This is a genomic window from Alcaligenes endophyticus (assembly GCF_026344035.1).
GTDB lineage: Bacteria > Pseudomonadota > Gammaproteobacteria > Burkholderiales > Burkholderiaceae_B > Alcaligenes > Alcaligenes endophyticus.
The window spans coordinates 668,496-692,737 of sequence record NZ_JAPKND010000001.1 but is presented as its reverse complement, the minus strand read 5'-3'; the positions used below and the strand labels follow the sequence as shown (position 1 = coordinate 692,737).

The 24,242-nt window shown below is 50.7% G+C and carries 18 protein-coding genes; 17 read left to right on the top strand and 1 reads right to left on the bottom strand.

Translation table 11 applies throughout. From position 1 onward, the window contains the following. The first annotated feature begins 20 nt into the window (after positions 1-20). The 8 genes from tssF to OSH01_RS03075 are packed head-to-tail and all read left to right on the top strand — an operon-like array spanning position 21 to position 10,470. Complete coding sequence (gene tssF / locus OSH01_RS03110; RefSeq protein ID WP_266122578.1) at positions 21-1,751, top strand: type VI secretion system baseplate subunit TssF; 1,731 nt, start codon at positions 21-23, stop codon at positions 1,749-1,751. Further along, positions 1,748-2,701, top strand: a complete 954-nt coding sequence (gene tssG / locus OSH01_RS03105) for a type VI secretion system baseplate subunit TssG (protein WP_266122577.1) — start codon at positions 1,748-1,750, stop codon at positions 2,699-2,701. The genes tssF and tssG overlap by 4 nt, the downstream gene beginning before the upstream one ends. 34 nt (positions 2,702-2,735) lie before the next feature. Next, positions 2,736-4,376 carry a type VI secretion system Vgr family protein gene (locus tag OSH01_RS03100; RefSeq protein WP_266122576.1) on the top strand — a complete coding sequence of 547 codons (1,641 nt, stop codon included), beginning with the start codon at positions 2,736-2,738 and terminating at the stop codon, positions 4,374-4,376. Between the two features lie 52 nt (positions 4,377-4,428). After that, complete coding sequence (locus OSH01_RS03095; RefSeq protein ID WP_266122575.1) at positions 4,429-5,838, top strand: hypothetical protein; 1,410 nt, start codon at positions 4,429-4,431, stop codon at positions 5,836-5,838. An 8-nt stretch (positions 5,839-5,846) separates the two neighbouring features. Then, the gene (locus OSH01_RS03090) at positions 5,847-8,273 is read left to right on the top strand and encodes a DUF2169 family type VI secretion system accessory protein (RefSeq protein ID WP_266122574.1); all 2,427 of its coding nucleotides are present in this window, start codon (positions 5,847-5,849) and stop codon (positions 8,271-8,273) included. 20 nt (positions 8,274-8,293) lie between these two features. Next, entirely contained in the window at positions 8,294-9,346 is a 1,053-nt protein-coding gene (locus OSH01_RS03085; RefSeq protein ID WP_266122573.1) for a pentapeptide repeat-containing protein, read from the top strand. A gap of 29 nt (positions 9,347-9,375) precedes the next feature. After that, positions 9,376-10,044, top strand: a complete 669-nt coding sequence (locus OSH01_RS03080) for a DUF3540 domain-containing protein (RefSeq protein WP_266122572.1) — start codon at positions 9,376-9,378, stop codon at positions 10,042-10,044. Positions 10,045-10,077: 33 nt separating this feature from the next. Then, the gene (locus tag OSH01_RS03075; RefSeq protein ID WP_266122571.1) at positions 10,078-10,470 is read left to right on the top strand and encodes a DUF4150 domain-containing protein; all 393 of its coding nucleotides are present in this window, start codon (positions 10,078-10,080) and stop codon (positions 10,468-10,470) included. Here the strand turns inward: OSH01_RS03075 and OSH01_RS03070 are convergent. Beyond that, positions 10,457-11,299: a hypothetical protein gene (locus OSH01_RS03070; protein WP_266122570.1), complete on the bottom strand. Its 843-nt coding sequence runs from the start codon at positions 11,297-11,299 to the stop codon at positions 10,457-10,459. The two genes, OSH01_RS03075 and OSH01_RS03070, sit on opposite strands and share 14 nt — an antisense overlap. 83 nt (positions 11,300-11,382) lie before the next feature. Here OSH01_RS03070 and tssJ point away from each other — a divergent pair, with 83 nt between their 5' ends. From tssJ to OSH01_RS03025, 9 genes are all read left to right on the top strand, one after another. After that, positions 11,383-12,084, top strand: coding sequence for a type VI secretion system lipoprotein TssJ (gene tssJ / locus OSH01_RS03065; RefSeq protein WP_266122569.1), 702 nt, complete (start codon positions 11,383-11,385; stop codon positions 12,082-12,084). A 16-nt stretch (positions 12,085-12,100) separates the two neighbouring features. Continuing rightward, positions 12,101-13,492: a type VI secretion system baseplate subunit TssK gene (gene tssK, locus OSH01_RS03060; protein WP_266122568.1), complete on the top strand. Its 1,392-nt coding sequence runs from the start codon at positions 12,101-12,103 to the stop codon at positions 13,490-13,492. 3 nt (positions 13,493-13,495) lie between these two features. Further along, positions 13,496-14,176 carry a DotU family type IV/VI secretion system protein gene (locus tag OSH01_RS03055; RefSeq protein ID WP_266122567.1) on the top strand — a complete coding sequence of 227 codons (681 nt, stop codon included), beginning with the start codon at positions 13,496-13,498 and terminating at the stop codon, positions 14,174-14,176. Further along, entirely contained in the window at positions 14,173-18,048 is a 3,876-nt protein-coding gene (locus OSH01_RS03050) for a type VI secretion protein IcmF/TssM N-terminal domain-containing protein (protein ID WP_266122566.1), read from the top strand. The genes OSH01_RS03055 and OSH01_RS03050 overlap by 4 nt, the downstream gene beginning before the upstream one ends. 126 nt (positions 18,049-18,174) lie before the next feature. Then, entirely contained in the window at positions 18,175-18,663 is a 489-nt protein-coding gene (tssB, locus tag OSH01_RS03045) for a type VI secretion system contractile sheath small subunit (protein WP_266122565.1), read from the top strand. A 23-nt stretch (positions 18,664-18,686) separates the two neighbouring features. Next, entirely contained in the window at positions 18,687-20,168 is a 1,482-nt protein-coding gene (gene tssC, locus OSH01_RS03040) for a type VI secretion system contractile sheath large subunit (protein ID WP_266122564.1), read from the top strand. Between the two features lie 67 nt (positions 20,169-20,235). After that, entirely contained in the window at positions 20,236-20,724 is a 489-nt protein-coding gene (locus tag OSH01_RS03035; protein ID WP_266122563.1) for an Hcp family type VI secretion system effector, read from the top strand. A gap of 96 nt (positions 20,725-20,820) precedes the next feature. Next, complete coding sequence (gene tssH, locus OSH01_RS03030; RefSeq protein ID WP_266122562.1) at positions 20,821-23,448, top strand: type VI secretion system ATPase TssH; 2,628 nt, start codon at positions 20,821-20,823, stop codon at positions 23,446-23,448. Positions 23,449-23,456: 8 nt separating this feature from the next. After that, on the top strand, positions 23,457-24,227 hold the full coding sequence (locus OSH01_RS03025; protein WP_266122561.1) for a hypothetical protein: 771 nt from the start codon (positions 23,457-23,459) through the stop codon (positions 24,225-24,227). Positions 24,228-24,242 lie beyond the last annotated feature (15 nt).

Here is a 24,242-nt window from a genome sequence, read left to right as displayed (position 1 = left end):
TATCGGATAATAGCACCGCCATGGCAACCCGTTTCAACCATTTTTATACCGACGAACTGCTCCGTTTGCGTTCCCACGCACTGGAATTTGCTCAAGCTAACCCGGCCATCGCCCCCATGCTAGGAACGGTGTCAACCGACCCGGATGTCGAACGACTGCTTGAGGGGGTTGCGTTTCTGAATGGTTTGACGCGGCAGAAGCTGGATGATGAGTTTCCGGAAATTGCCCAAGAACTGGCGAGTGTGCTGGTACCTCAATTTTTGCGTCCTCTGCCTGCCGCTTCTATGGTGGCTTTCGCCCCCCAAACTGAACTAGCGAGCTTCACCCGTATCGAGGCCGGCACTGAAATTGCAGCCACTCAAATTGACGGCGTGTCATGCCGCTTTAGAACAACGGCCCCAGTAGAGGCTTATCCGATCACACTAGATGTGGTCACCTGCGATGATCTGCCCGATGGCGGCCAAGCACTACGCTTGCAGTTTTCAGCAACCGAGGACAACGACGAAACTCAATTGCCCTCGTTGTTAAGGTTATTTATAGCGCTTGAATCCTCGGCAGCGGCTAATTTGTTGATGCTGCTAGGCAATCAGCTCAAAGCCGTGCATTTGCTGGATGCACAGGGTAATAATTTGGTGCTGTCGCCAAAAATATCATTTCCGGGCTTGGCCGAGTCATTGTTTCCGTACCCCGATAATGCCTTCCCAGCTTTTAGCTGGTTTCAGGAACTGTTGTTCTTTCCGCAAAAGTTTCTTTTTTTCCAAGTAAGCGATCTAGGCAAAGGGCAGGGACGCTTACGGGGTAGCAAATTTCGTCTGGACTTCATTTTTAACAAGACGCAGGTCAAGCTGCCCCAACTGACAGCGCGTGATCTCATCCTGAATGTGACCCCAGTAGTTAATTTGTTCAGACAAGAGGCCGAGCCTATTAACCTGAATCACGAGCTTCCCGAACACCTTATTGTGCCGAATAGTGCCCACAAACGGCACTACCAAATCTATACCATCGATAAGGTCACCGGTTACGTACAAGGCGATGGACGGGCCAAGACCTATGTTCCGTTTTCACTGCTGACACAGTCTGGCCACAGCGAGAAAAACAGTTATCGCACCACGCTGAGGCCAGCGCTGGTGGGCGAGGGCATTGATACTTACCTGACAGTCGTTTACGGCCCCAAGCAGGTTCCCGAAAACGAAACCTTATCGGTGCACCTCACCTGCACCAACGGTGCCTTACCTGCCAGCCTGAAACTAGGCGATTTATCAAAAGCTACCAGTAGCTCACCCGAACAGTTTACATTCCAGAACATCACCCCCGTTACGGTAGCCATTGACCCGCCTAGCGGCGAAAAGCTTCTTTGGGACGTCATCAGCCACACCACACTAAACCTGTTGTCATTATCCAGTGCCGACAACTTGCGCGGCATATTAAGGCTGTATAACTCAACCTGTACCCACGACAAAGCCGTGCGCAATGCGAACGAGCGGCAAATCAATGGTATTCTCGATTTGGTGGTTACCCGTGAAATGCGCCTATTTCGGGGCACCATGATTCAAGGCCAGCACTTAGTGATGACCTGCGACGAAAACAACTGGGCCAGTACAGGTGCCCTCTACCTGTGGGGCTGTGTACTAGAGCAGTTTTTGTCGTGCTACGCCAGCGTTAACTCGTACATTCGCTTCGAGATGCGAGATAAAAACACCGGCACTGAAATGACATGGCCTATTCGAATGGGACAGCAGGTTCTTTTATGAAAAAACGTTTACTTGGCCAAGGCGAGCGATTTTCATTTTTCCAGGCAATGCGCCTGTTGCGACGCCTTGCTCAAAACGAAGGCGTGGAGCAGCCCGCCTTAAAAACGCGGCCAAATGTCAGTTTGCATTTCCCAGGCACCGACCTCAGTGCCATTGAAGAAGTAGCACCCGGAAAATTTAAATTAACTGCCAACTTCTTAGGGCTGTATGGGGTGACTTCGCCGTTACCCAATTTTTATTCCGAGCGCATACTCGACGAACATCACGATGGCTATCACAGCAACCGCGATTTTCTCGATATCGTCAGTCAGACGATCTACCCCCTGTTTTTCCGGGCATGGCTAAAACCACGTGCTCATCTACGTATCCAAGAGTTCGGCGATGACCGCCTGCTGGAAATACTGCATACCTTTGTTGGTATCAATGAGCCGCTCAAACTGCTTCAGAAGCCAGGCTTTAATCACCTGTTGCGATTTGCGGGGCTGTTTAGCCAATTTCCTCGATCAGCCATGGGGCTGCGCACGATCATTGCGGCGCTATACCCCGACGCGGAGGTAGAAGTGGTGCAACAAGATGAGCTGTGGCAGACAATTCCGGTTCAACAGCGCATGTTATTAGGTGAACAAGCTTGTACCCTAGGGGAAGACAGTCACACGGGATCGTTGGTGCGTAGCCGTCGCAGCAACTTAACCCTCAAAATACATCAGCTTGAACAATCGCTTTTCTTGTCCTTATTGCCTGGTGCAGAAGAATTCAACAAACTTTCATTGATTGTCCGGTATTATTTATTCGACCCTTTACACGTACGGCTTGAATTACAACTGCGACCAGGTGCGGCGCAACCTGTACAGTTGGGAGCCCCCAATAAAAACTGGCTTGCTTTAGGGCGTGACACATGGCTAACCGATGAAAACGCACGTTTTCCGGCCCAAGTTCGGGTTACGCTATAACTAATCGTATCGATATATTTCAAAAAGGCTCCTCATGGCTGGCTTTGCAAAAAAAGAAATGCTCTTTACATTCGATCTTGAGCAGCCTGATCTACCAACATTTCAGGTAGTGCACTTCGAAGGTGAAGAAGCCGTATCGACGCTTTTTCGTTTTGAAATCACCTTGGTAAGCGATACTGCCAACGTCGATCTGGACAGCGTACTGAATAGCCCGGCCACGCTGCGTATCTGGACGCGTGACCAAACTCGCTCTGCGCCGTATAAAGGTATGCTGGCTGAGTTCGAGCAATTGGGCCATGTGGATAACTACTACTTTTATCGTGCCGTTTTGGTACCACGCCTATGGCGGCTAAACCTGACTCACCTTACTGATGTTTACACACAAGAGCAACGTAGCACGGAAGCTATTCTCGCTATTCTCAGCCGTAATAATCTGAAAGGCTCTGACGTTCAGCTCACGCTTAAAAACAGCGATCACTACCGCTTACGCAGCTTCATTTGCCAGTACCAAGAAACAGACCTCGCCTTTATTTCACGCTGGATGGAGTTTGAAGGCTTATATTATTTCTTCGATCACGATCAGCCGCAGGCTAATGGTGAAGTCCTAAATATTATTGATTTCAAAGAAGCCCAACCCGAGGCAAGCTTAACGCTGCGCTATACCCCACCCGAGAATGTGCAAACGGGCCTGCAAGACAGCAGCGTCACCGCCTTTACCTGCCGTAAAACGCATGTGCCCGGCAACGTGGTGGTGCAAGACTTTAACTTTCGCAAAGCCAGCTTAGGCGACGATTTAAAATCCTCCCAATCTGTTACACAAGGCCGTAGCGGAACCTATCTGTACTACGGGGGCAATCTGCGCAGCGAGCTCGAAGCCGCACGGCTAGCGCAAGTGCGTGCCGAGGAACTGGCAACACAAGGTTCGGTGTTTAAAGGCGACGCGTATGCAGTTGGCGTTCGCTCAGGTCAATTTATTGATATCACCCATCACTTTCGGGCTGACTACAACGCCAAGTATTGGGTGACACGGGTACGCCATAAAGGTACGCAAACCGGCGTTATCCTAGCAGGGCAAACCACACAGCATAACGACGGCGAATCGGGATCACTCTATCAATGCTCATTTGAAGCCCTACCTGCGCAGCAGCAATTCAGAGCTCAATGCCTAACACCTAAGCCGGTGATCAGTGGTGTGCTGAACGCCATCGTCGACGCCAAAGGTGAAAGCCCCCATGCAGAGATGAACGCCTTTGGGCAATACAAAGTTCAGTTTATGTTTGACTACTCCGAGCGCTCGGCCGCTGAGGGTTCAACGTGGTTGCGCATGCTTACCCCTTACGCAGGCAAAAGCATTGGCATGCAGTTTCCATTATTGAAAGGCACCGAAGTGCTGGTGGGCTTTGTGGGGGGCGACCCTGATCAACCCATTATTGTTGGGGCTGCCTCGAACTCCGAAACACCCAATATTATCGGTAGCGTCAATCCTAGTTGTAACGGCATTCGAACACAGAGCGGTAATGTGATGAATTTGGTGGATAAGCCCGGTAAGGAATGTATTGCGATGTATTCGCCGAAGCAGGAGTCTGGTATTTACATAGGTGCTTTTCCTGTGTTTGATAGCGATGTCACCGTTCCTCGTATTGACTCTGTAAAAATTCTAGATCAAGCGGGTTAATAAGTTATCTTTTAACGCATGGTTAACGTATTTGTAGATAAGGAAAAGGTCTATGGCTACCGGTATTGCGACAGTCAGTAAAGGGGATGCCTTTAGCTGGTTCGGTGGAAGAAAATCAGAGTTCTCGAGCAAGTCAGAGCTAAGTGTCTCTCTGGGTGTTAAGACGGAAATTAGTATTGGAGCGAAAAGTGATTTGTCGTTTGCTTTGGCGACCTCCATTTCTATGTCTAGCAAGCTTGAGGCGGCTTACGGAAAAAAACTTAGCTATGGCAAAACAGATTCGTTCGAGACTAAGTTGACTGGTAGTTTTACCGTTATGGATTCTTACAACGGAGCCGTGGGTCATAATGCCCTTCAATTGGTTACGATCAAAGCCTTGAGGGAAGCTTTAGGGGTTTTATTATCCTTACAAGCAGCGAGTATGCTAGCTGCTGCAACAGCGGTCGTTGTCATGAAATTTAAAGAGCCCGATGATAAGTCGCTAGATATACCTAATCTTGGTATTAACTTAAGTGATTTGATGTCTATGGTTACTGCTGTCAGTACTTTATCTGCGGCGATTCAATTGTTCTTTCATAAAATTATATTTGCTGAGCAAAAAACCAAACCAACGAGTCTGCTTAGTATGGACAAAGTCGGCTCCTGTTTTTTAGGGATTAAGACGAATGCTTTGGCTAGCGTAGCCAGTGGTCTTACTATCAATGATTCCAAGATTGCTTTAACGGGTCCTACGGAAGGAGCAGAGTACGTGAGGCCGCCCGGCGGCAATACAACACTAGGTATTAGTGGTGGGACGTCGCCTATGAATGAACTGGCAATCGATAAAACAGGCACTAAGGTACAGGGAAAAAACTTCAGTGTTAACGTTAGTGAAAAGGCGAGCATCAGGTCAGACACAAGCGTTGTCATTCAGGTAGCAAGTAGCCCTTCTAAGGAAGCAACCACCGCCATTGCTCCTGTAGTTGGCTTGCCTGAGGCATTAGTGCAGTGCACTACTGAGGGTATTATGTTGCAAAGCGGTAAAGGAGCAACTAAATCAAGTATTGCCCTTGACGAGGCATCTCTGTTTGCTTCAGCCGGTGGTCCAAGTGCTGCATCGTTAGTGTTGTGTAGCAGCATGGCGTCGTTGGGTATGGCAGGTAATAATCTGTCATTAACTACCAGCGGAGCTGTGTTTACGTTTGGAAGTACAGCCCTTAAGCTTGATGCAATGGGTCTTTCCATGGGATCCGCTTTTACCATTCTGAATCCTGGCCCTCCAGGGCTTATGTACTCAGGTTTACAAAAAACCTTGCAAAAAGTCACCAAGCTCAACGCAGAGATGGCACTTCAGAGAAAAGCGTTTGAACTTCTTCAAATGAAGCAGGAAGCTTTGGAGGCGGCTAATAAAAAGTTGAACGAAGCGCTGGTGGCCGCTAGGAATCAAGTAAATGCCGCTACCCAGACAAGCGTTAGTCAGTGAGAGCCCCTATGCACGATAAACTTCCAGGTTTAAAAGTTTTTAAACCTACCCAGACTGAAGTGCTGCATCGGGTCTTTAGCCCATCGCCGTCACAGTTCGTGATGTCTTTTGGCATCATTGTGCCTTTCGCATTGAGTCCCGAAGGTCAGACGCAACACGTTGACACCCCTTCACTTTGGGATGTCATTACGCCTGCTCTTGGGGCCGAAAATATCTTTGACGAATGTTGGCCTAAGCCAAATGGTGAGTGTTTAGCGGTGGGGCATGCTTATCCGCCAGCAGATCATCACGATCAACCTATTGCAGTGACGCTCAACGTCGGCCCAGTCAGTAAACGTTTAGCGGTGTTCGGTGATCGCCATTTTACGGTCGGTGGTGGTATTTCTGCTCCCCAGCCTTTTGCGCGTATGCCTATCAGTTCATCTTATGCCTTTGGTGGGCCAGAGTTTGCGGCCAATCCAAATGGTAAAGGTATAGAACGACAGGATGGCTTACAAGAACTCCCAAACATCGAACACCCCAATCAACTGATTTTCTCGCCTAGCGACAAGCCAGAGCCAGCAGGGTTTGGCCCTTTATCGGCCGATTTGCCGCAGCGTAGTACTTACTTAGGACCGTTGTCAGAGCAATGGCTGAAAGAGCGGTGGCCGCACTTGCCTGTACAAGTAGATACGCGTTATTTTCTAGCCGCGCCGAAAGATCAGCAACGCAAAGGATACTGGCAGGGGGGCGAAGCCGTCAGTGTTAGCAATATGCATCCGCAGCACCCTTATTTAGAAGGGCAAGTGCCAAAGCTTAGGCCGCGCTTTTTTGTCCACCAGTCCGAGGGGACGACTGATGCCAAATTTCGGGAACTTGTTGTCGAAGCAGATACGGTTTGGTTATTACCGGAAGCGCAATTAGGACTGCTGATCTTTAGAGGGTGCGTGCCGGTGGCTGATGGCACAGGGTTTGATATTAATGCTTTTTATGCAGAGTTTGAGTCGCCGGATAGTCCTGAGTATGAAGTGGGCGTATATTTGAACAACTGCTTGCGGCTGATGCAGCCCGAGTTGTTTCAAGACCTGCCTGATCCATTTGCAGAAGAGACTCAGATTGCGTTGGGTAATTTAGACGGTGAGCAATTACTACAAAAAATACAAGAGCAACGCAGCTATTTTGAGGACTCGCTGCAAAAATCGGGTATGCGCGAAGATGAGTTTATACGCCAATTGGAAGCGAATCCGCATACACGTCAACTCGCACAAAGTCTGGTTGAGCGTAATGGATCATTAAGCGGATTTTTTAACGAAATTCAAAGCTTGCTAGAAATTTTGCAGAATCCGGAACAGGTGGAGCAAGCATCGCATGAGCGCCACCTTAACGACGTGATTACCCCTTACCCTCAGCCTGCTGCGCATGCTGTTGCGCAGCCTACGGTAGCGGCACCCGAAGCGTTACATGATGCCGGGGCGGCCATACGACATAGGCAAATTGTGATCAATGCGCTGCAAAATGGGCAGTCATGTGCCCAGCTTGATCTTAGCTACGCCAACCTAGCCGGTTTGGATTTAGCTGGCCTAGATTTTTCTGGGGCAATACTAGCAGGGGCTAACTTTTCGGGCGCTAAGCTTCAAGGCGCTTGTTTGGATAATGTTTTTGCCAGCAATACCCGTTTTGACGCCGCCGACATGGCCGGTTGTAGTTTGCGTCAAGCCACCTTACATCAAGCAAGCTTTACTGGTGCCATTTTGCGAGGCGCTGACCTTCAACACAGCAATTGCACAGAAGCCAACTTTACCAGCGCCGACTTAAGCGGCTGTAATCTGCAGTCAGCGATCCTGACTCAGGCGTGGATGCAAAACATACGGGCCGAGCGCCTCATGGCGGACCACGCTCAATTTACGCATGCCAACCTAGACGGAGCATGGTTTAACGGGGCGCGCTTGGCTCATGCTGATTTCAGCGGGGCAAGTGCCCAACGGCTTAATCTGCAAGATTGTCTGGCACCGGGCGCCAACTTTTCCCAAGCAGATTTAACCGGTGTGAATATGCAAAATGCCTTACTAGATGGTAGCCAAGCGGGGCCGGGTACGTCTATGGTAAGCGCGCGCCTAAGTGCCGCACAATTGGAAAATGCCAGTTGGGGCGGGGCGGACTTGACGGGGGCAGATATGGTTGGCATCAATGGTAGTAAAAGTGATTTTTCTGCGACACAACTGCTGAATGCCAAAGTCACTGGTGCCGACTTACGTGGTAGCAATTTTGATCGGGCTAGCCTGCGTAACGCCGACTTCAGCGCGTCAAATTTAATGCAAGCTTCATTCATGAACGCCAACCTCACTGCAAGTAACTTCAGCCAAACCAACCTGTACAGTGCAACGTTTGTCGACACCGAGATCGCCGGGGCACGCTTTATCGACGCCAACCTAGATCGCACTGCTTTGGCTTATTAAATTCTTGGAATCCACCGCTTATGTCCACGCCCCATGTTTTGACGCTGATCGTAGATAACGTACTAGAAAATGCTGACTTAACCGGCGCAGCGTTAGCGCACACCTCTTTTTCGGGTATTCATTTTAAAAATGTAAACTTCGACAAAGCCGATCTGAGCCACGTTGATTTCACATTGTGTCAAATTAGCCATTGCACATTTAATGGCGCGCAACTCAGTCATGCCGACTTGCAAGGCGCCACCTTAGAGCACTGTCAGTTAATAGGCGCACAGCTTGAGCAGGCTAAGCTATCGACGGCCTCCATCACACACACCGACTTTTCCGATGCGATGTTGGCGGGCGCCGATTGCTCGGCGATGCTGTTTGACCAGTGCCGTATTGATCAGGCCCAGTTTCATAATGCCGATTTGAACTGTGCCCGCTTCAATGCGTGCAGCTTGCTTGGTACACAGTTGCAAGGCGCCAACTTACAGCGCATGATGGCGCTTAATTGCGAACTCAATAGCGCCTATTTTGGCAACAATGACATGACTCAGGCCATGTTCATGGAGGCCAACTTACAGGGCCAGCAGTTTCCGGATTGCAGTCTGGCCTTAACCTTGTTTATCGAGGCCAATTTGCAAGGCGCCAATTTTCAGGGGGCAAGCCTTACGCAAACCCAGTTTGTGAAAGCCAACTTGCAAGGCGCTAATCTTAGCCATATGACCGCAGAAGACAGCAACTTCGCCATGGCTAATCTTAGCCAAGCCAATTTAGATGGTAGCTCGTTTCATATTTGTGATTTTTCATTAACGAAACTGGCTGGAGCGAGAGCGATAGCCAGCCGTTGGCGTGTGACCCCCTTAATAAGTATGGACGCCAGCCGTGCTGTTTTTGATGAAGCTAGCTTTAATTTATGCGATCTTTCGCATGCAGTGTTCGATGAGGCCAGCCTTCGCAATGCGAGCTTCGATGTGTGTAACTTGCATGGTCTATCCGAGCAAAACACCATTTTGGAGGGCGCTTTGTTTAACGATACGACCCGCCTTGACCCTATTCGCCAGAAAGGTGAAAACTGGCAATCGCCAACGTGATCTTTCACCCTTTGACTCTGGAGCATCCCATGTCTGCCAATATTCACCACCTTTTGCCCCGTACAGCAGTACATTCACATACCTTAATAACGGCTTACGTGGAAAGTGACTCTGCCCAAGGTTTTCTGCTTAACGATCTAGGGGGGCGCAGCGGCATCGACGCACAATTGGCGGTTAGTTGTTTACTACGGCCGCAAGTGGGCGATACGGTTCTGGTTTCGCACCCAGCAGGCAATGAGCGTTATTATATTTTGGCGGTACTAGAGCGGCCAGATACCACGCAAGGTACCTTAAGCTTGCCCGGTGATAACCACATTGCCTTAGGTGCAGGGGAAATGTGTTTGCAAAGCGCAGCGCTAAGCTTACAAGCCAGTGACAAAATAGAGCTCACCAGCGCGGCGATAGACCTAAACGCCGTCACCTCCACGGTCAAAGTGACTACCTTCCAAGGCTGGTTCGGCACGGTTGAAGCCGGCGCGGTCAGTATTACGTTAGCGGCTAAAACCTTATCGTCCAAACTAGGACGCTTGATTCAGCGTGCTGCCGAAAGCGTACGTCGTGTCGACGGCCTAGATGAGCTGCGTGCCGGACGATCTCATATCCGTATCGAAGGGCATCAGCAAACTCAAGCAGGCCATATCACCAGCACCGCTAAAGGGTTTGTGAAAATCGATGGTCAAAAAATTGACCTGGGTTAACCGGGGCTGCTGCCCACTAACAAAAGAGCTTCTATGTTTGTAGCCACGATTCAAGCCGGACAAGCTAACTGTATGCCCGACGTGTGTAAAACACCGGCTCCGCCTGCACCGCCCATACCTGTCCCTTATCCTAATATGGCTATGACAACTTTGGCTAACCCTACCACCCTGAAAGTGCTAGTAGGCGGTTGTCCTGCCTTGACCAAGTCATCCAAAATAACCATGAGCATGGGGGACAACCTGGGTGTAGCGGGTGGGGTAGTGTCGGGCTCCATCATGGGGGAATGTGAATTTGTCAGCGCCAGTTTTAAAGTGAAATTTGAAGGCAAACCCGTGGTAAGGCAGATGGACTCGGTTAAATCAAATAAAGGCAATACCTTTGGCGCTTTGTTGGCCCCCAGCCAAACTAAAGTCAATGTTGGCTGATTCGTATGGCGCCGGGCCTTTCTGCTTCGGGTATCCATACCTGAAGCGGCACCCCATTGCCATCTAGTTCAATTCTGTCGCCCGGGTAATACTTCATCAATACGCTGCGTTTTTCACCTAGGTACTGATACGTCACCCGATAAGGTTGGCTGCTATACAAGACCCGTTCACGCGGCATGCAGGTGGTTTCAATAAAAAACTGTTGATCAGGCAAATACTGCCCTGGTTGTGGCTCGGCCAATAAATCTTGTGGAGGGCTATCTGGAAACAGCCATTGCATCAGTTCGTCGCCAAGCAGTCCACCCACAATAGATAAGACGATGGTAACAGGCAGTTTTCCAGGCCACAGGTGTTGTGCGAGGGTACCGAAACCATAGGCACCGCCAACCATTCCGGGCCCTGCCACTGCGCCCACAGCCATACCTGATGCCACCGTCGGGTACACCCAACGTTGGCTTTTTACCCCGTAGTTACCGGTGAACTGGTAGCCCACACCAGCCCCTAAAATGCCACCTAAAATAGGTTGCCAATGCTTGACCAGCCAAGATTGGTTTTGATACTGCTGGCGGGCACGCTCTCGGTCACTAATAATGCGTTGCCAACAAAACGACTCCTTAACCGTAGTCTCAATCAGTTCCTGAGTGACGGTGAGTACCGCCACGGTATTGTCAGCAGTTTGTGGGGTGCGAAATAGCCGCGCATTCTGCGCGACCGATGCCTCACACCAGACAAATCCACCTAATAAAAAAGCAAATAGAGGCCGTATGTGCCAGCGGGCTGATTTTTTTGAGTAACTAAGAGCATGACGACAGCGGTAAGCAAGATCCATACGTTATAATCCGGCAAGTGTAAACTTAGTAACTTATTGTCAGGTTCGTTTTCAATAGCCCCTCATCACACGCCAGCTAGCCTATGTCACCACACTTTTGCTTGACCATAGCGATTGCCTGTATGCTTGGTTTACTTCAAGGTTGTAGCAGTGTGAACTCGGCATTGGGGGGTAATACTCAGAACGAAGCGAAGGCCTCAGTCAGTTGGGACTTCAAAGCGAACGGTATTCAAATCGAGCTGATGTCCAGTGCTGACATGAACGCCTACTTCAACCAGCCTCATACCTTGGTTTTAGGGGTTTTTCAACTTGAAGACGCTAAAGCCTTTAGCCAACTGCTAAGCGACCAAAAACAACTTATTACTGTATTAGCCAGTGGGAACACGGGCACTGATATATTGCACCTTGATCGCTACGTTATCAGCCCTGACAAGAGTACTATACTGGATATTGATCGCATTCAGGGGGCCAAATTTGTTGGGGTAGTGGCGGGGTACTACGATTTCGATGCGCCGTCGGCGGCGCGCTTATTTCGTATTCCACTCAACATCCAAACCAGCGGCATGATCACCACAAGCTATGCCGCTGAACCCTCTAATTTAGCGTTACGGCTTTTTCTAGGGCGCCAGCGCATCCTTAATGCCCAAAGCCTCACCTTCGACCCCGACCAAAAACCCACCGTCGAAAGCATCCCCTTAGACAACGTAGAGACTGAAATAAAAATCAACCAAACTACGTTGCAAGAGGATCAAGACGCAAACCGTGCAGCGCGAAAATTACGCTAATAAGGAATATCTAAACATGGACTTTAGAACAGGGACGTATTGGCATCAGGGTCTGTTTCTGCAGCCTCAACATTTTCAACGCCAAGAGCTGCATCAGCTGTTTTTGAAACGTCCCTTGTTCGAAATGGGAACGCCGCATTTCTGGGGAGTAGGTGAACTTGATTTTGCGCCCGAATCCCTAGCGGCCCGCACCATCGACATACGTCAGGCACGTTTATTATTTCGCGATAATACCTATGTTGAGTTTCCAGGTAATGCGGTCATCAGCCCCCGTTCATTTGACAAAGTATGGACTGATACCAACGAGCCCTTAGACGTCTACCTAGGGTTGCGTAAGTTATCGCAGTCCGTTCCTAATGTGAGCGTAGTAGATACTCTTAACAGTGCTGCTACCGCCACCACACGTTACGTATCGCAGTCCGACGGTCAGTCTATGCCCGACCTATATGGCGAAGGCCCCATGGCCTCAGTGCCAACGGTTTTGCATGTGGTGCGCTTATTTTTTGGCCCCGAACTGGCCTCGCTGGATCACTACGACCTCATCCCTATTGGGCAGCTCTCGCGGGACAACGACGTCGTCAAATTTCGCACTGACTCGGTGCCACCGTGCTACACCCTGTCAGGTTCAAGCACCTTGCAAGACCTGTTACGCGATATTCGAGATGACATGGCTGGGCGGTTGCGACAATTAACCGAATATAAAGCGCCCCGCGAGATTCAACGCCAAGAGCTTGATCCCGACTACCTCATCCTGATGCAATCGCTCCAAGCCCTTAATCGGGCCGTTCCGCAACTGATGCACATCTGCGAAACACCCCAAATTCATCCATGGCAAGCCTATGGCATATTGCGCACCTGCATTGGCGAGCTCAGTACGTTCTGCGAGGCGTTTGACGTTATCGGGCGCAGCCGTGACACGCAGGCAGACGGCCTGCCTGCCTACGATCACCAAAATCTCTACGCTGGTTTTTATGCCGCCCGTAGAATTATTAACCAAATGCTCAGCGAGATTTCGGTAGGCCCCGAGTTCCGGGTTACCTTAGAGCCCGTTGACGATTACCTGGCCGCTGTCATCCCGCGCGATTACTTCGCTAATCGCAATCGGTTTTACTTGGTTACCCAAACTGCTAACCGGCATGACGCTACCAGCGAAGATTTCTTACGCACAGCACGCCTTGCGGCACCGGCAGCCTTGCCCACCATGATCGACCACGCCTTACCCGGTATTGACCTGATTGAGGTCACCACACCCCCACAAGGTTTGCCCCAGCGTGCCAATGCTCACTATTACCGCATTGAACAAATGAGCGCAGAGTGGGAGCAGGTTGAACACACGGCCGAGGTTGCCTTGTTCTGGCCCGATGCACCCGATGACTTACGTGTACAGCTTGTCGTTTTACGAGGTTAACCCGTGCAGCTCTCCGACTACTTTATCCCTCTGTGCGCGGTAGTCAAAGGCTTCAACCGCGCCCCAGAGCAGTCTGCAGAAGCATTGGCAGCGCAAATTGATACGCTCATCCAACAGGCACAAACCTTAGCCCTGACTCAAGGGGTAGCTCTGGATCAATTCCAGCAAGGTCTTTTCCCTGTATTAGCGTGGGCCGACGAGTTTATTTCCCGCCATAGCCATTGGGCGACCGATCACGCCTGGCAAAAGCACTTATTGCAGCGCCGATACTTTAAAACAGCCATGGCTGGACGCGAATTTTTTGAACGGTTCGATGCCCTGCCTGACGACGAAAGCAGCGTGCGCGAAGTCTTTGTGCTATGTCTGTGCTTAGGGTTTATGGGTAAGTACAGCATTACGCCTAACTCGGGTGAACTGGCCAGTATCAGAATCAACCAATACAAACAACTACAGCGCCTACGGCCCGGATTTGCCAGTACCGACAACGACACGCTATTTCCTAAAGCTTACGACACTCAAAAAGCATCGGCGGTAAAAGGACGTTTTCGCCGCACCCGACATATCACCTGGCAACGAGTCTTATGTTTTGCCTTACCTCCCATCATCGTGCTGTTGGTCGCGTGGCTACTTCACACCCAATTGACCCATGCTGTTCAAACTTTCCGTGATGCGGTAAACCTATGAAGGTATTCCTAGTATTCCTGTTGTGGGTCGTGGCCCTGTTGCTGCTTGGCATCTTAAGCTGGGCGCTGACCCTTTATCTATCTTGGCCGCTATGGGGCAGCCTGTTCATTTTCTTTGGCACCATAGGCGCTTGGTTTGGCGTCAAATTGTTGCGTCGGTTTTGGTATTTGTCGCGCTCCCGGGTCAAGCTGGCAGCCTCCGAGGCCGCGCACCCTAGCGCGGTGGCCAAGCCCAATGCGCTCAATGACCTGGGCAGCAAATGGAAAGAAGGAATACAGACCCTTAAACACTCCTCGCTTCGACGCTTTGGCAACCCCATTTATGCCTTGCCCTGGTTTATGGTGGTGGGCGAATCGGGTGTCGGTAAAACATCGGCTATTACCCATTCACGCCTGATGTCCCTGAATAAAAGTGTTAGCAAGTTTGAGCCTATCGTTCAGACCCTAAACTGCGACTGGTGGTTTTTTAACCGTGCCGTCATCATCGACACAGCGGGCCGCTATGTATCGCCCGACGCCACCGAGGACGATCAGGCCGAATGGGAGCGGATGCTTGAATTGCTAACCAAACATAGGCTGAAAGAAGGCCTTAATGGTTTGGTGTTGGCATTGGATGCCGAACATCTGCTGCAAAACTCGGAGTCTCTGGAACGCGACGGACATGCCTTCCGACAGCGCATTGATCAGCTTATTCGCCTGTTTGATAAACGCATACCCATATTTATCATGGTCACTAAGTGCGATAAAGTTTACGGCTTTTCGCGCTGGGCGCAAGTACTGCCCCCCGAAGCCCTGAATCAAGCAATGGGGTATACCGGCTTACTTGAACAGGGCGACAAGGCAGAAACTCGCTTTCTGGATGCAGCGTTCGCGCATACCCTTGAACGGCTGAAGTTGCTGCGCCTTGATATGGCGGTAAAAGGCGTAGAACTTAGTCCCGAGCTCCTCGTTTTTCCCCATGAGTTCGAACAATTACGTCCTGGCCTTGAGCGCTTCTTAGCGGCCTGTGCGGGCAATAATCCCTATCTTGAGCAGCCGCTGCTACGCGGTTTGTTTTTCAGCAGTGCCCAGCAAAATGGCAGCGCTTATCCCAGCGCCCTGGCGCAGTTGCTCAATAGCTCAGAGCCTGCTTCGCCTACCGCACAAAAAGGAATATTCCTACACGACTTTTTCGAACGCGTCTTGCCCGCCGATAGGTGGACATTTTTGCCTACGGTGATTGTTAATCGGTGGCATCAAATCACGCGTAACTTGGCACTGGTTTTTTGGATTAGCGCGTTCGCCGCGGCCTTAGCCTTTATTTTGCTGTCGTACTCACAGACCCGGGCTAGCTTGCTTGAAATCAAGCATATCTACCCCTCGCAAAAACTAACCCAAGCCACCACCGAAGCCGAGCAACTGATTGCCATGGAGCGAGCCGTTGCTGTCATTGAGCTTATTGAAGCGCATGAAAATCAGTGGCAAACGCGTTGGCTGGCCTTTAGTCCCGACATTACGCGTCTTGAAGACGACATCAAAGCGGCCTATGTCGAGAACTACCGGCACTTTCTCGAAACGACCGCACCCGTATTACCGTGGAGTACATCGGGGCCTGCACCTAGCCTTGATAACCCCAATTATGCCAATGCCGCCTTAGCGTTGATACGTAGCATTAACCTGACCCAAGCCAAACTAGATGGGGCGAACTATCAGCAACTGTCGGCGATGCCGCAAATACCCGCTAGCGCCACCACACAGTTGTTTCCCCAGTTGCCAGCCGCTATCGCGGCGCAAGCCAGTCAATTGCAAGTGGCCTATAAAGCGTGGGCTCCCGACAATGATCCATTCCTTAAGAAGCAGCTAGATCAAGAGCGTGCTGTGCTACGCAGCTTAATTGCTGAGTTTCCCCGCATGGAATGGTTATTGCCTTGGGCTAATACTCTCTTGACCCTGCAGCCCGTATCCATTCGTCAATTCTGGCTACCCGGCTCACAGGGTGAAAGTCGCGGAATGATTGAACCAGCTTTGACTCGGGAAGGTGGCTTGAAGCTGCAAGAATTTTTGAATGAAATAGCCCAAGCCTATCACGACCCTGCCGAGTTCAAATTCCATCGAGCTGCCTTTGAGCAATGGTATTTAGGCGAGCGCATCAACACCTGGCAAAGCTTTGCTTGGTCGCTTTCGACTGGCGAGCAGCTATTGGTTAACGAGCCAGCTTGGCGCGATATGCTGGGTAAAGTCGATACCGAAACCAGCCCGTACTACTTGTTTATTAATCGGCTCAACGCTGAGTTTGCGCATATCCCATCTAAGCAATTGCCAGGGTGGCTTCTGTTTGCGCGCGAATTCGAGGCCATTCAAAAAGCTGCGTCAGCCACCAGCCCCTTAGGCAGAGCAACGGGTTTTTTTAGCGCGTTCAACGTTGTGGGCGAGCGAGCACTACAGGAATCAGCCGAGGCGCTTTCTTTTAGCCCAATGACTCAGTTTCCTAGATCGCTCACGGATATACAAAATCTTGCCGCGTACGATCTGGCCTTCGACGTTGCAGCCGCCGAGGCACTCAGTGGTGATGGTAAGGCCTATCAGCTAGCGGCCGATTATTTCAGCTATAGCAGTAACGCCGCCACCAAAACCTCTGCCTTGCAGACCATGTACGACAACTTCGAGGCGTTTCGTAAAAGTGCAGGCTATACCGACCCCGACGACCAGGTCATCTGGAACCTTCTGGGCGGCCCTATGCACTTGTTGACGCGTTACGTGTTGGAGCAGGCCTCATGCTACGCTCAAAAAGAGTGGGAAAGCACCGTGCTGTGGAAAACCCAAATGGCCGTTAGCCCGCGCGAAACCACTGAACAGTTATTTGGTGAAAAAGGCTCCGTTTGGTCATTTGCCGATGGCCCAGTGAAGCCCTTTATCACCCAATACGCGAGCGGTTTCCGGCCTCATACCTACCATGACTATAGCTTTCCATTCAGCCCAGGTTTCATCCCTTTTCTGAATCAGTCGGTCTCCACACACATTGAATCCTCCGTGAAGTCTCAGCTGGCCGTAGCGTCGATTGGAAAATCGGCCAACCTACTTATTACCTCATTGCCAACAGGTGTGAATCCTGGGGCTCAAGCTAAACCCTATGCGGTAAATTTATCCATACAGTGTGCGCAAGAACAGATCACGCTAGACAACTTTAATATGGGTGTGACCAACAGCTTTGATTGGTCACCTGACGTGTGTGGCGATGTAAACCTGCAAATTCGAATCGACAACCTAACCCTGAACCGACGCTATCCCGGTGCGATGGGCATGGCCCGCTTTGTTGAAGAATTTGCCGATGGCGAGCGCATTTTTACCCCTCAAGACTTTCCTCAAGCACAGGAGCAATTAGATGCGCTGGGCGTACAAACAATTCATGTGCGTTATAACCTGATGGGCCAAGAGGCCCTGCTGCAACTTGCTAGCCATTTGGAATACCTAGCCGAAACCGAAGCTCCTTCTTTATCGGCAACGCCAGCCAAACAGCGCATTCAAGTACCCGAACGCATCGGTCAGTGCTGGATGGGGCTAACACCCAAGCCACCTGCTACACCGTTACCACGTTATATACGTGAACGCGCCATTGAAATCATCAAGCAGCCGCCACCACCCCCCGAGCCTGAGCATATCCAAGCGTTGGCATTGGCCCAGCCTGATCCTGCTCCGGTAGCCCCGGAGCCCGTCAGAGTGCACCGTATTCAACCGGGTGAAACCTTGTTTTCATTGGCTAAGCGCTTTAACACAACTGTCGAAAAACTAACGTTACTGAATAGTATTAATGACACAAATTTTATCTACACTGGGCAGCTGTTAAAGTTGCCTCCGGCCATTAACGACCCAGCCCAGCAACAGGTAAACCCCTAGTAGTCAGCGCATATTTAGTGCGTTTTTGTGTTGACACACACCCTTACATAGCAACACAATTGTTTGTATGCGGAATGTAGTTATTTTTTGTTTTTGCCCCCGTCCTTTTGTACAGGAGACAACATCATGGCAAGCGAAGGTTCAGTCGCTCCCAAAGAGCGTGTAAATATTACCTACAAACCAGCGACTGGAGACGCTCAAGCCGAAGTTGAGCTCCCCCTTAAGTTACTCATCTTGGGTGATTTCACTCAGCGCGAAGACGATCGCAGTGTAGAAGATCGTGCCCCTATCAACGTCGACAAAGATAACTACGACGACGTGCTACGCGCACAAAACCTGTCACTTGACTTGGCCGTAGCCAATCGTCTCGAACCAGGTTCTGAAGACAATATGGCGGTTAGCTTGAAGTTTGAATCATTGGCTGATTTCCAACCCGATAACATTGTGGAAAAAATCCCTGAATTGCGTCAGATTGTTGAGTTGCGTGGCGCGCTTAAAGCCCTGAAAGGGCCTTTAGGCAATATTCCCGATTTCCGCAAAAAGCTTCAAGAGCTTGTACAAGACGCTGGCACCCGTGAGCGTCTGCTGCAAGAGCTTGGCATTGACGATAAATAATATTCACAGAAGGGACTCGTAACATGAGTGAAGAACAAAGCCGTCAAGAAGGAGCAGCTCCCTCTGCCGAGGGCGCCTCGCTAATCGATCAGCTATTAGAAACAACTAAGGTTCGTCCCGGCGACGAATCCTACGCTATTACCCGTCAAGGACTACAAACCTTCATTTCATCGTTGCTCGACCCTTCTCGTAGCACCGATAGAATTACGGCTTCCCTGGCCGACGACATGATCGCCGAGCTTGATAAAAAATTGTGCGCGCAAGTCGATGAAGTGCTTCATCACCCTGAATTCCAGCGTCTGGAATCATCGTGGCGCTCACTTAAGTTCTTGGTCGATCGCACCAACTTCCGTGAAAACATCAAAATCCAGATCATGAACGTCAGCAAAGACGATCTGCTCAGCGACTTTGAAGATTCGCCCGAAGTCACCAAATCTGGCCTGTACAAAAACTGCTACACCGCCGAGTTCGGTCAGTTTGGTGGGCAACCATTCGGTGCCATCATTGCCAACTACGAGTTCGGTCCAGGTTCGTCGGATATCAAACTGCTGCAATATTGCGCCAGTGTCGCCGCCATGAGCCACGCGCCTTTCATTGCTGCCGCGGGTTCGCAGTTTTTTGGTTTGGAAGACTTCACTAAGTTGCCCGACCTTAAAGACTTGTCCTCCATTTTTGAAATGCCGCAGTACACAAAATGGAATAGCTTCCGCGAAAGCGAAGACGCACGCAACGTAGGGTTAGTTCTGCCCCACTTTTTGCTGCGTACACCTTACGGTAACGACACCACGCCTTCTAAGAAATTCAATTACGAAGAAGATGTCTCGTCGGGCAATAGCGCTTTCTTGTGGGGTAATGCCGCCTTCGCTTTTGCATCGCGTTTAACCGCTAGCTTTGCTGACTATCGCTGGTGCGCCAACATCATCGGCCCACAAGGTGGTGGTACGGTGGGCGACCTACCCATTTTCAACTACCAGGCGATGGGTGAAATTCAAACGAAAATCCCCACCGAAATCCTTATTTCCGAGCGTCGGGAGTTCGAACTGGCAGAACAGGGCTTCATTGGTTTGGCCATGCGCAAAAACAGCGATAACGCCGCCTTTTTTTCAGCCAACTCCTGCCAAAAACCTAAGTTTTTTGGTAATACCAAAGAAGGTAAAGCCGCCGAAACCAATTACAAACTGGGCACGCAGCTTCCCTATATTTTTGTTGTGGGCCGCTTAGCTCACTACATCAAAGTATTACAGCGCGAGAACATCGGTACTTGGAAAGAACGTGCCGACCTTGAAGCCGAGCTGAACAATTGGATTCGCCAATACGTGGCCGACATGGATGCTCCGGGCCTAGAAGTACGCAGCCGTCGTCCGCTACGCACAGCACAAATCAATGTCGAAGATGTCGAAGGCGATCCAGGCTGGTATCGAGTCTCTATGCTGGTACGCCCTCATTTCAAATACATGGGTGCTTCGTTCACATTGTCGCTCGTCGGTAAACTCGACAAGAATTAATTGTTGACCTTATTTTTAATTTCATCGCACCTTACACCCACCGCATAATCTCATCAGGAGAAACAATATGCCAATGCCCGGATACTTGACCCTTAATGGTCAAACCCAAGGAAAAATTGATGGTAGCTGCACAATTCAGGGTCACGAAGACACTATTCTTGTTCAGGCTGTCGATCACACCATTGAAATTCCAAAATCAATCCAAACAGGTTTGCCAACCGGGAAGCGCATTCACGGTCCACTGACCATCACCAAAGAAATCGACAAATCGTCGCCTAAGCTATTTCAAGCTTTAACCTCTGGTGAGCAACTGACTGACGCCAAACTTGAGTACTACCGTATCTCGCCTCAGGGCAAAGAAGAGTTGTACTACACAGTTGAAATCAAAAACGCCATCATCACTTCCATGCACAAATTTGTTCCAATCTGCCTTGATCCGGCGAACAAATCGATGGGTCACATGGAAGCTGTTTCATTTACCTATGAAACCATTATCGAAACCTTCACTCCTGACGGTATCGAAGCCCAAGACTCCTGGAATGCGCCTAAGTCGTAATTACAGGCTGTAGTCGTTACCCCATGCGCCCGACTCTTTGTCGGGCGTATTTCTCGGGCCGGTTCGTGCCCAAACCAACCTGCCCCGGGGCTTCCTATGCAAATAGTAGAATTTAAATCACTGGTCGAGCGCCTCAATCCAAGCTGCCGCGCTGCGCTTGAAACAGCGGCTGGAACCTGCCTTAACCGTACACACTACGAAATTTGCATCGAGCATCTGCTGGTTAGGCTGCTTGATGATGCCCGCTCTGATATTCAACTTATATTGCGACAAGCCGAGATTGACCCCGGTCGATTACAGCGTGCGCTAGAACAATCACTTGAAAGCTTCAAAAGCGGCAATGGTGGCCGTCCACAATTCTCGCCGCTGTTACCCGAACTATTTGCCGATGCGTGGCTGATTGCCTCGGTAGAGCTTTACGAGGGCTCGATACGCTCTGGAGCTCTACTAGCAGCTTTTGTCGCGCGCACTTCATTTTATGCCAGTGGCACATACGCTACGCTGCTGCAGAACCTCGATAAAAATAAGGTCATCGCCCTGCTGGGGCAAGTGGCTGCAGCCTCTACCGAGAACGCTGATGCTTCGCGTGCGGCCTCGCCGAATGGCGTCGGTCAACCAGTAGGCTCCGCCAGTGCCTCATTTACCGAACGGTTTTGCGAAGACTTCACAGCCAAAGCACGCCTTGGAAAAATCGACCCTGTTTTTGGCCGCGATGCAGAAATCCGCCAAATGGTCGACATCCTTGCCCGCCGCCGCAAAAATAATCCTATCTGCGTGGGCGACCCCGGCGTAGGAAAAACAGCCGTCATTGAAGGGCTAGCATTGCGAATTGTCGAGGGTGATGTGCCTCAAATTCTCGAAAATGTGACCTTGCTAGGCCTAGACTTAGGTGCACTTGAAGCCGGAGCCGGCGTGAAAGGCGAGTTTGAAAACCGCTTGCGTGGCGTAATCAACGAAATCAAAGCTTCCTCCACGCCCATTATCTTATTCATCGACGAAGCTCATACTCTTATTGGGGCTGGTGGTAATAGCGGCACGAACGACGCCGCTAACTTGCTCAAGCCAGCGCTAGCGCGTGGCGAGCTGCGCACCATTGCTGCCACCACCTGGGGCGAGTACAAAAAATACTTCGAAAAAGATGCCGCCTTGGCGCGTCGCTTTGAGCTGGTGAAACTTGACGAACCCTCCGTTGACATGGCCGCACAAATTTTGCGTGGCCTAAAGCCTAAATATGAAGAAGTCCATCAGGTCATTATCCGCGACGACGCTTTGGCCATGGCCGCTGAGCTGTCCAGTCGCTATATCTCGGGGCGCCAGCTTCCCGACAAAGCAATCGATCTGCTAGACACGGCATGCGCCCGTATTAAGGTTAACCTGTCCTCCAAGCCCGACTTCATCGAAGACCGCGAACGCACCATTCAAATGCTGGAACGCGAAAAATCAGGCCTACTGCGCGATCTTGAAAACCGTGTTGCCATCAATCCCAACCGTGTCATTGAAATCGACGCACTCATTCAACAAACGCAAACAGAATTAGCAGACCTTAATGCTAAGTTTACGGCCCAGCTCCAGGCGGCTCAGCATATTCTTGCCCTACGCAGCGAACGTCACGCCCACACGGGGGACGCCAGCTCACTGGAAGCCTTAAATGCCAAGCTGATACAGGCCGAGCAAACCTTTAACCAGCTTCAAGCCCACGAAAAACTGATTTTTATCGATGTTTCACCCGATACCATTGCTAAAGTCGTTTCCGATCGCACCGGTATTCCCTTAGGGAAAATGATGCGTGACCAAGCCTCGCAGGCCTTAAACCTGGAAGCCTTACTGGGCGAGCGCATAAAAGGTCAGAATCACGCCTTGGGCGCCATTGCTGAAAGCATGAAAGCCGCCTCGTCAGGCTTGCACGACCCCAATCAGCCCATGGGTATCTTTCTTTTGGTCGGGCCTTCCGGTACGGGCAAAACGGAAACGGCCCTTTCGCTGGCAGAACTGATGTTTGGTGGCGAGCAAGCCATCGTTAGCATCAATATGTCCGAGTTCCAGGAAAAGCATACTATTAGTCGCTTGGTAGGCTCGCCCCCCGGGTATGTGGGCTATGGCGAGGGCGGCTTGCTAACCGAAGCCGTGCGGCAAAAACCGTATTCCGTCGTGTTGCTCGACGAAGTCGAAAAAGCCCACCTAGATGTAGTCAACTTGTTTTACCAAGTTTTTGATAAAGGCGTGCTCTCTGATGGTGAAGGGCGGGAAATTAACTTTAGGAATACCGTTGTCTTCCTAACGTCCAACTTGGCCTTAGATGTCATTACCGAACTGTGCGCAGGCGACGAACCCTTGCCACTGGAAGTGATTCAGTCGGCTATTCGCCCCATATTATCCAATCACTTCAAACCAGCTCTGCTCGCACGCATGACCGTGGTGCCATTCATGACCCTTAAAGGTGAAGCCTTAAAAGGGATTGTGCAGCTTAAAGTACAAAAGCTCGTCAAACGCATGCAACAGAACAGTAAAATCGCGCTGACCGTCAGCGATGCCGTCATTGATGCAATTACCGACCGCTGTACCGAAGTAGACACCGGCGCCCGCAATATTGACTTCATACTGCGCGGTAATGTGATGCCACTGCTTTCAAATACCCTGTTGTCCAAAATGGCCGAAGGCGCATCATTAAGCCAAGCGACCCTCGACATCGATGCCGCGGGCCAGTTCACCGCCACGTTTTCTTGAGCCCACACATGAAAAATAAAAGTGCATGGATCATTACATTGGGGGCTGACGAACAGCCGGCACGCGCTATCGCCTCTCAACTAACACCTTACGGTTTACACCCAAAAGGGCAACGTTGGTCGGTAGAAGATAAAGCCTGGATAGGCAGCGCTCAAGAGGCAGCTAAAGCCAATGCTGCAGTCATCATCCTTACCGGCGAAGTAGACACGCTGGCCAACCCTGTCATTCGCCGCCAACTGGCTTTGTTTCGTTTGGCTTTGCAAACCCTTCGCCAGTCAGTGGTCAACGGCTTCATTTTTGGTGCGGTGCCCAGCAGTGACAATGAGGTCACATCGGTGCTGGGCGACTGGCTAGCTATTACCGATACGCAGTGGCCGGCCAAAATTGTCGCTCGTGCTTATGCCCCCATTGCACCGGCTTGGCCCGTACGGCTTGGGCTGCATGCCCACGAACGCCTGGGCATCTGGCTAGAAACTCACCCTGCACCGGGCCAAACCGTTTCCGGTGCCATGCTTGGGGTCTGTGGTAACAATGCGGTTCCTGATTTTCATGCCGTGGGTAGCGCAGGGGCTTTACCTGAAAAATCCGTCAACGAGTTTGAGCTAAAAGGCCTGAAGTTTCAGGTGCGTGAGCACTCCTTCGACGCATGGGCACTTCAAAATACGCTGGCCCCTGATCAAAGCTATTATGTGCGACTTGAGGGTGAGCCCGACGTTCTGGCCATAGGCGCGTTGCCTAATGGTAACGTCAGCGACGTTAATCTGATTCACCTGGGCTAATGACTCATGCCCCCG

Coding starts and splice junctions, on each gene's coding strand:
- tssF (WP_266122578.1), top strand. CDS start 21: ATGGCAACCCGTTTCAACCATTTTTATACCGACGAACTGCTCCGTTTG.
- tssG (WP_266122577.1), top strand. CDS start 1,748: ATGAAAAAACGTTTACTTGGCCAAGGCGAGCGATTTTCATTTTTCCAG.
- OSH01_RS03100 (WP_266122576.1), top strand. CDS start 2,736: ATGGCTGGCTTTGCAAAAAAAGAAATGCTCTTTACATTCGATCTTGAG.
- OSH01_RS03095 (WP_266122575.1), top strand. CDS start 4,429: ATGGCTACCGGTATTGCGACAGTCAGTAAAGGGGATGCCTTTAGCTGG.
- OSH01_RS03090 (WP_266122574.1), top strand. CDS start 5,847: ATGCACGATAAACTTCCAGGTTTAAAAGTTTTTAAACCTACCCAGACT.
- OSH01_RS03085 (WP_266122573.1), top strand. CDS start 8,294: ATGTCCACGCCCCATGTTTTGACGCTGATCGTAGATAACGTACTAGAA.
- OSH01_RS03080 (WP_266122572.1), top strand. CDS start 9,376: ATGTCTGCCAATATTCACCACCTTTTGCCCCGTACAGCAGTACATTCA.
- OSH01_RS03075 (WP_266122571.1), top strand. CDS start 10,078: ATGTTTGTAGCCACGATTCAAGCCGGACAAGCTAACTGTATGCCCGAC.
- OSH01_RS03070 (WP_266122570.1), bottom strand. CDS start 11,299: ATGGATCTTGCTTACCGCTGTCGTCATGCTCTTAGTTACTCAAAAAAA.
- tssJ (WP_266122569.1), top strand. CDS start 11,383: ATGTCACCACACTTTTGCTTGACCATAGCGATTGCCTGTATGCTTGGT.
- tssK (WP_266122568.1), top strand. CDS start 12,101: ATGGACTTTAGAACAGGGACGTATTGGCATCAGGGTCTGTTTCTGCAG.
- OSH01_RS03050 (WP_266122566.1), top strand. CDS start 14,173: ATGAAGGTATTCCTAGTATTCCTGTTGTGGGTCGTGGCCCTGTTGCTG.
- tssB (WP_266122565.1), top strand. CDS start 18,175: ATGGCAAGCGAAGGTTCAGTCGCTCCCAAAGAGCGTGTAAATATTACC.
- tssC (WP_266122564.1), top strand. CDS start 18,687: ATGAGTGAAGAACAAAGCCGTCAAGAAGGAGCAGCTCCCTCTGCCGAG.
- OSH01_RS03035 (WP_266122563.1), top strand. CDS start 20,236: ATGCCAATGCCCGGATACTTGACCCTTAATGGTCAAACCCAAGGAAAA.
- tssH (WP_266122562.1), top strand. CDS start 20,821: ATGCAAATAGTAGAATTTAAATCACTGGTCGAGCGCCTCAATCCAAGC.
- OSH01_RS03025 (WP_266122561.1), top strand. CDS start 23,457: ATGAAAAATAAAAGTGCATGGATCATTACATTGGGGGCTGACGAACAG.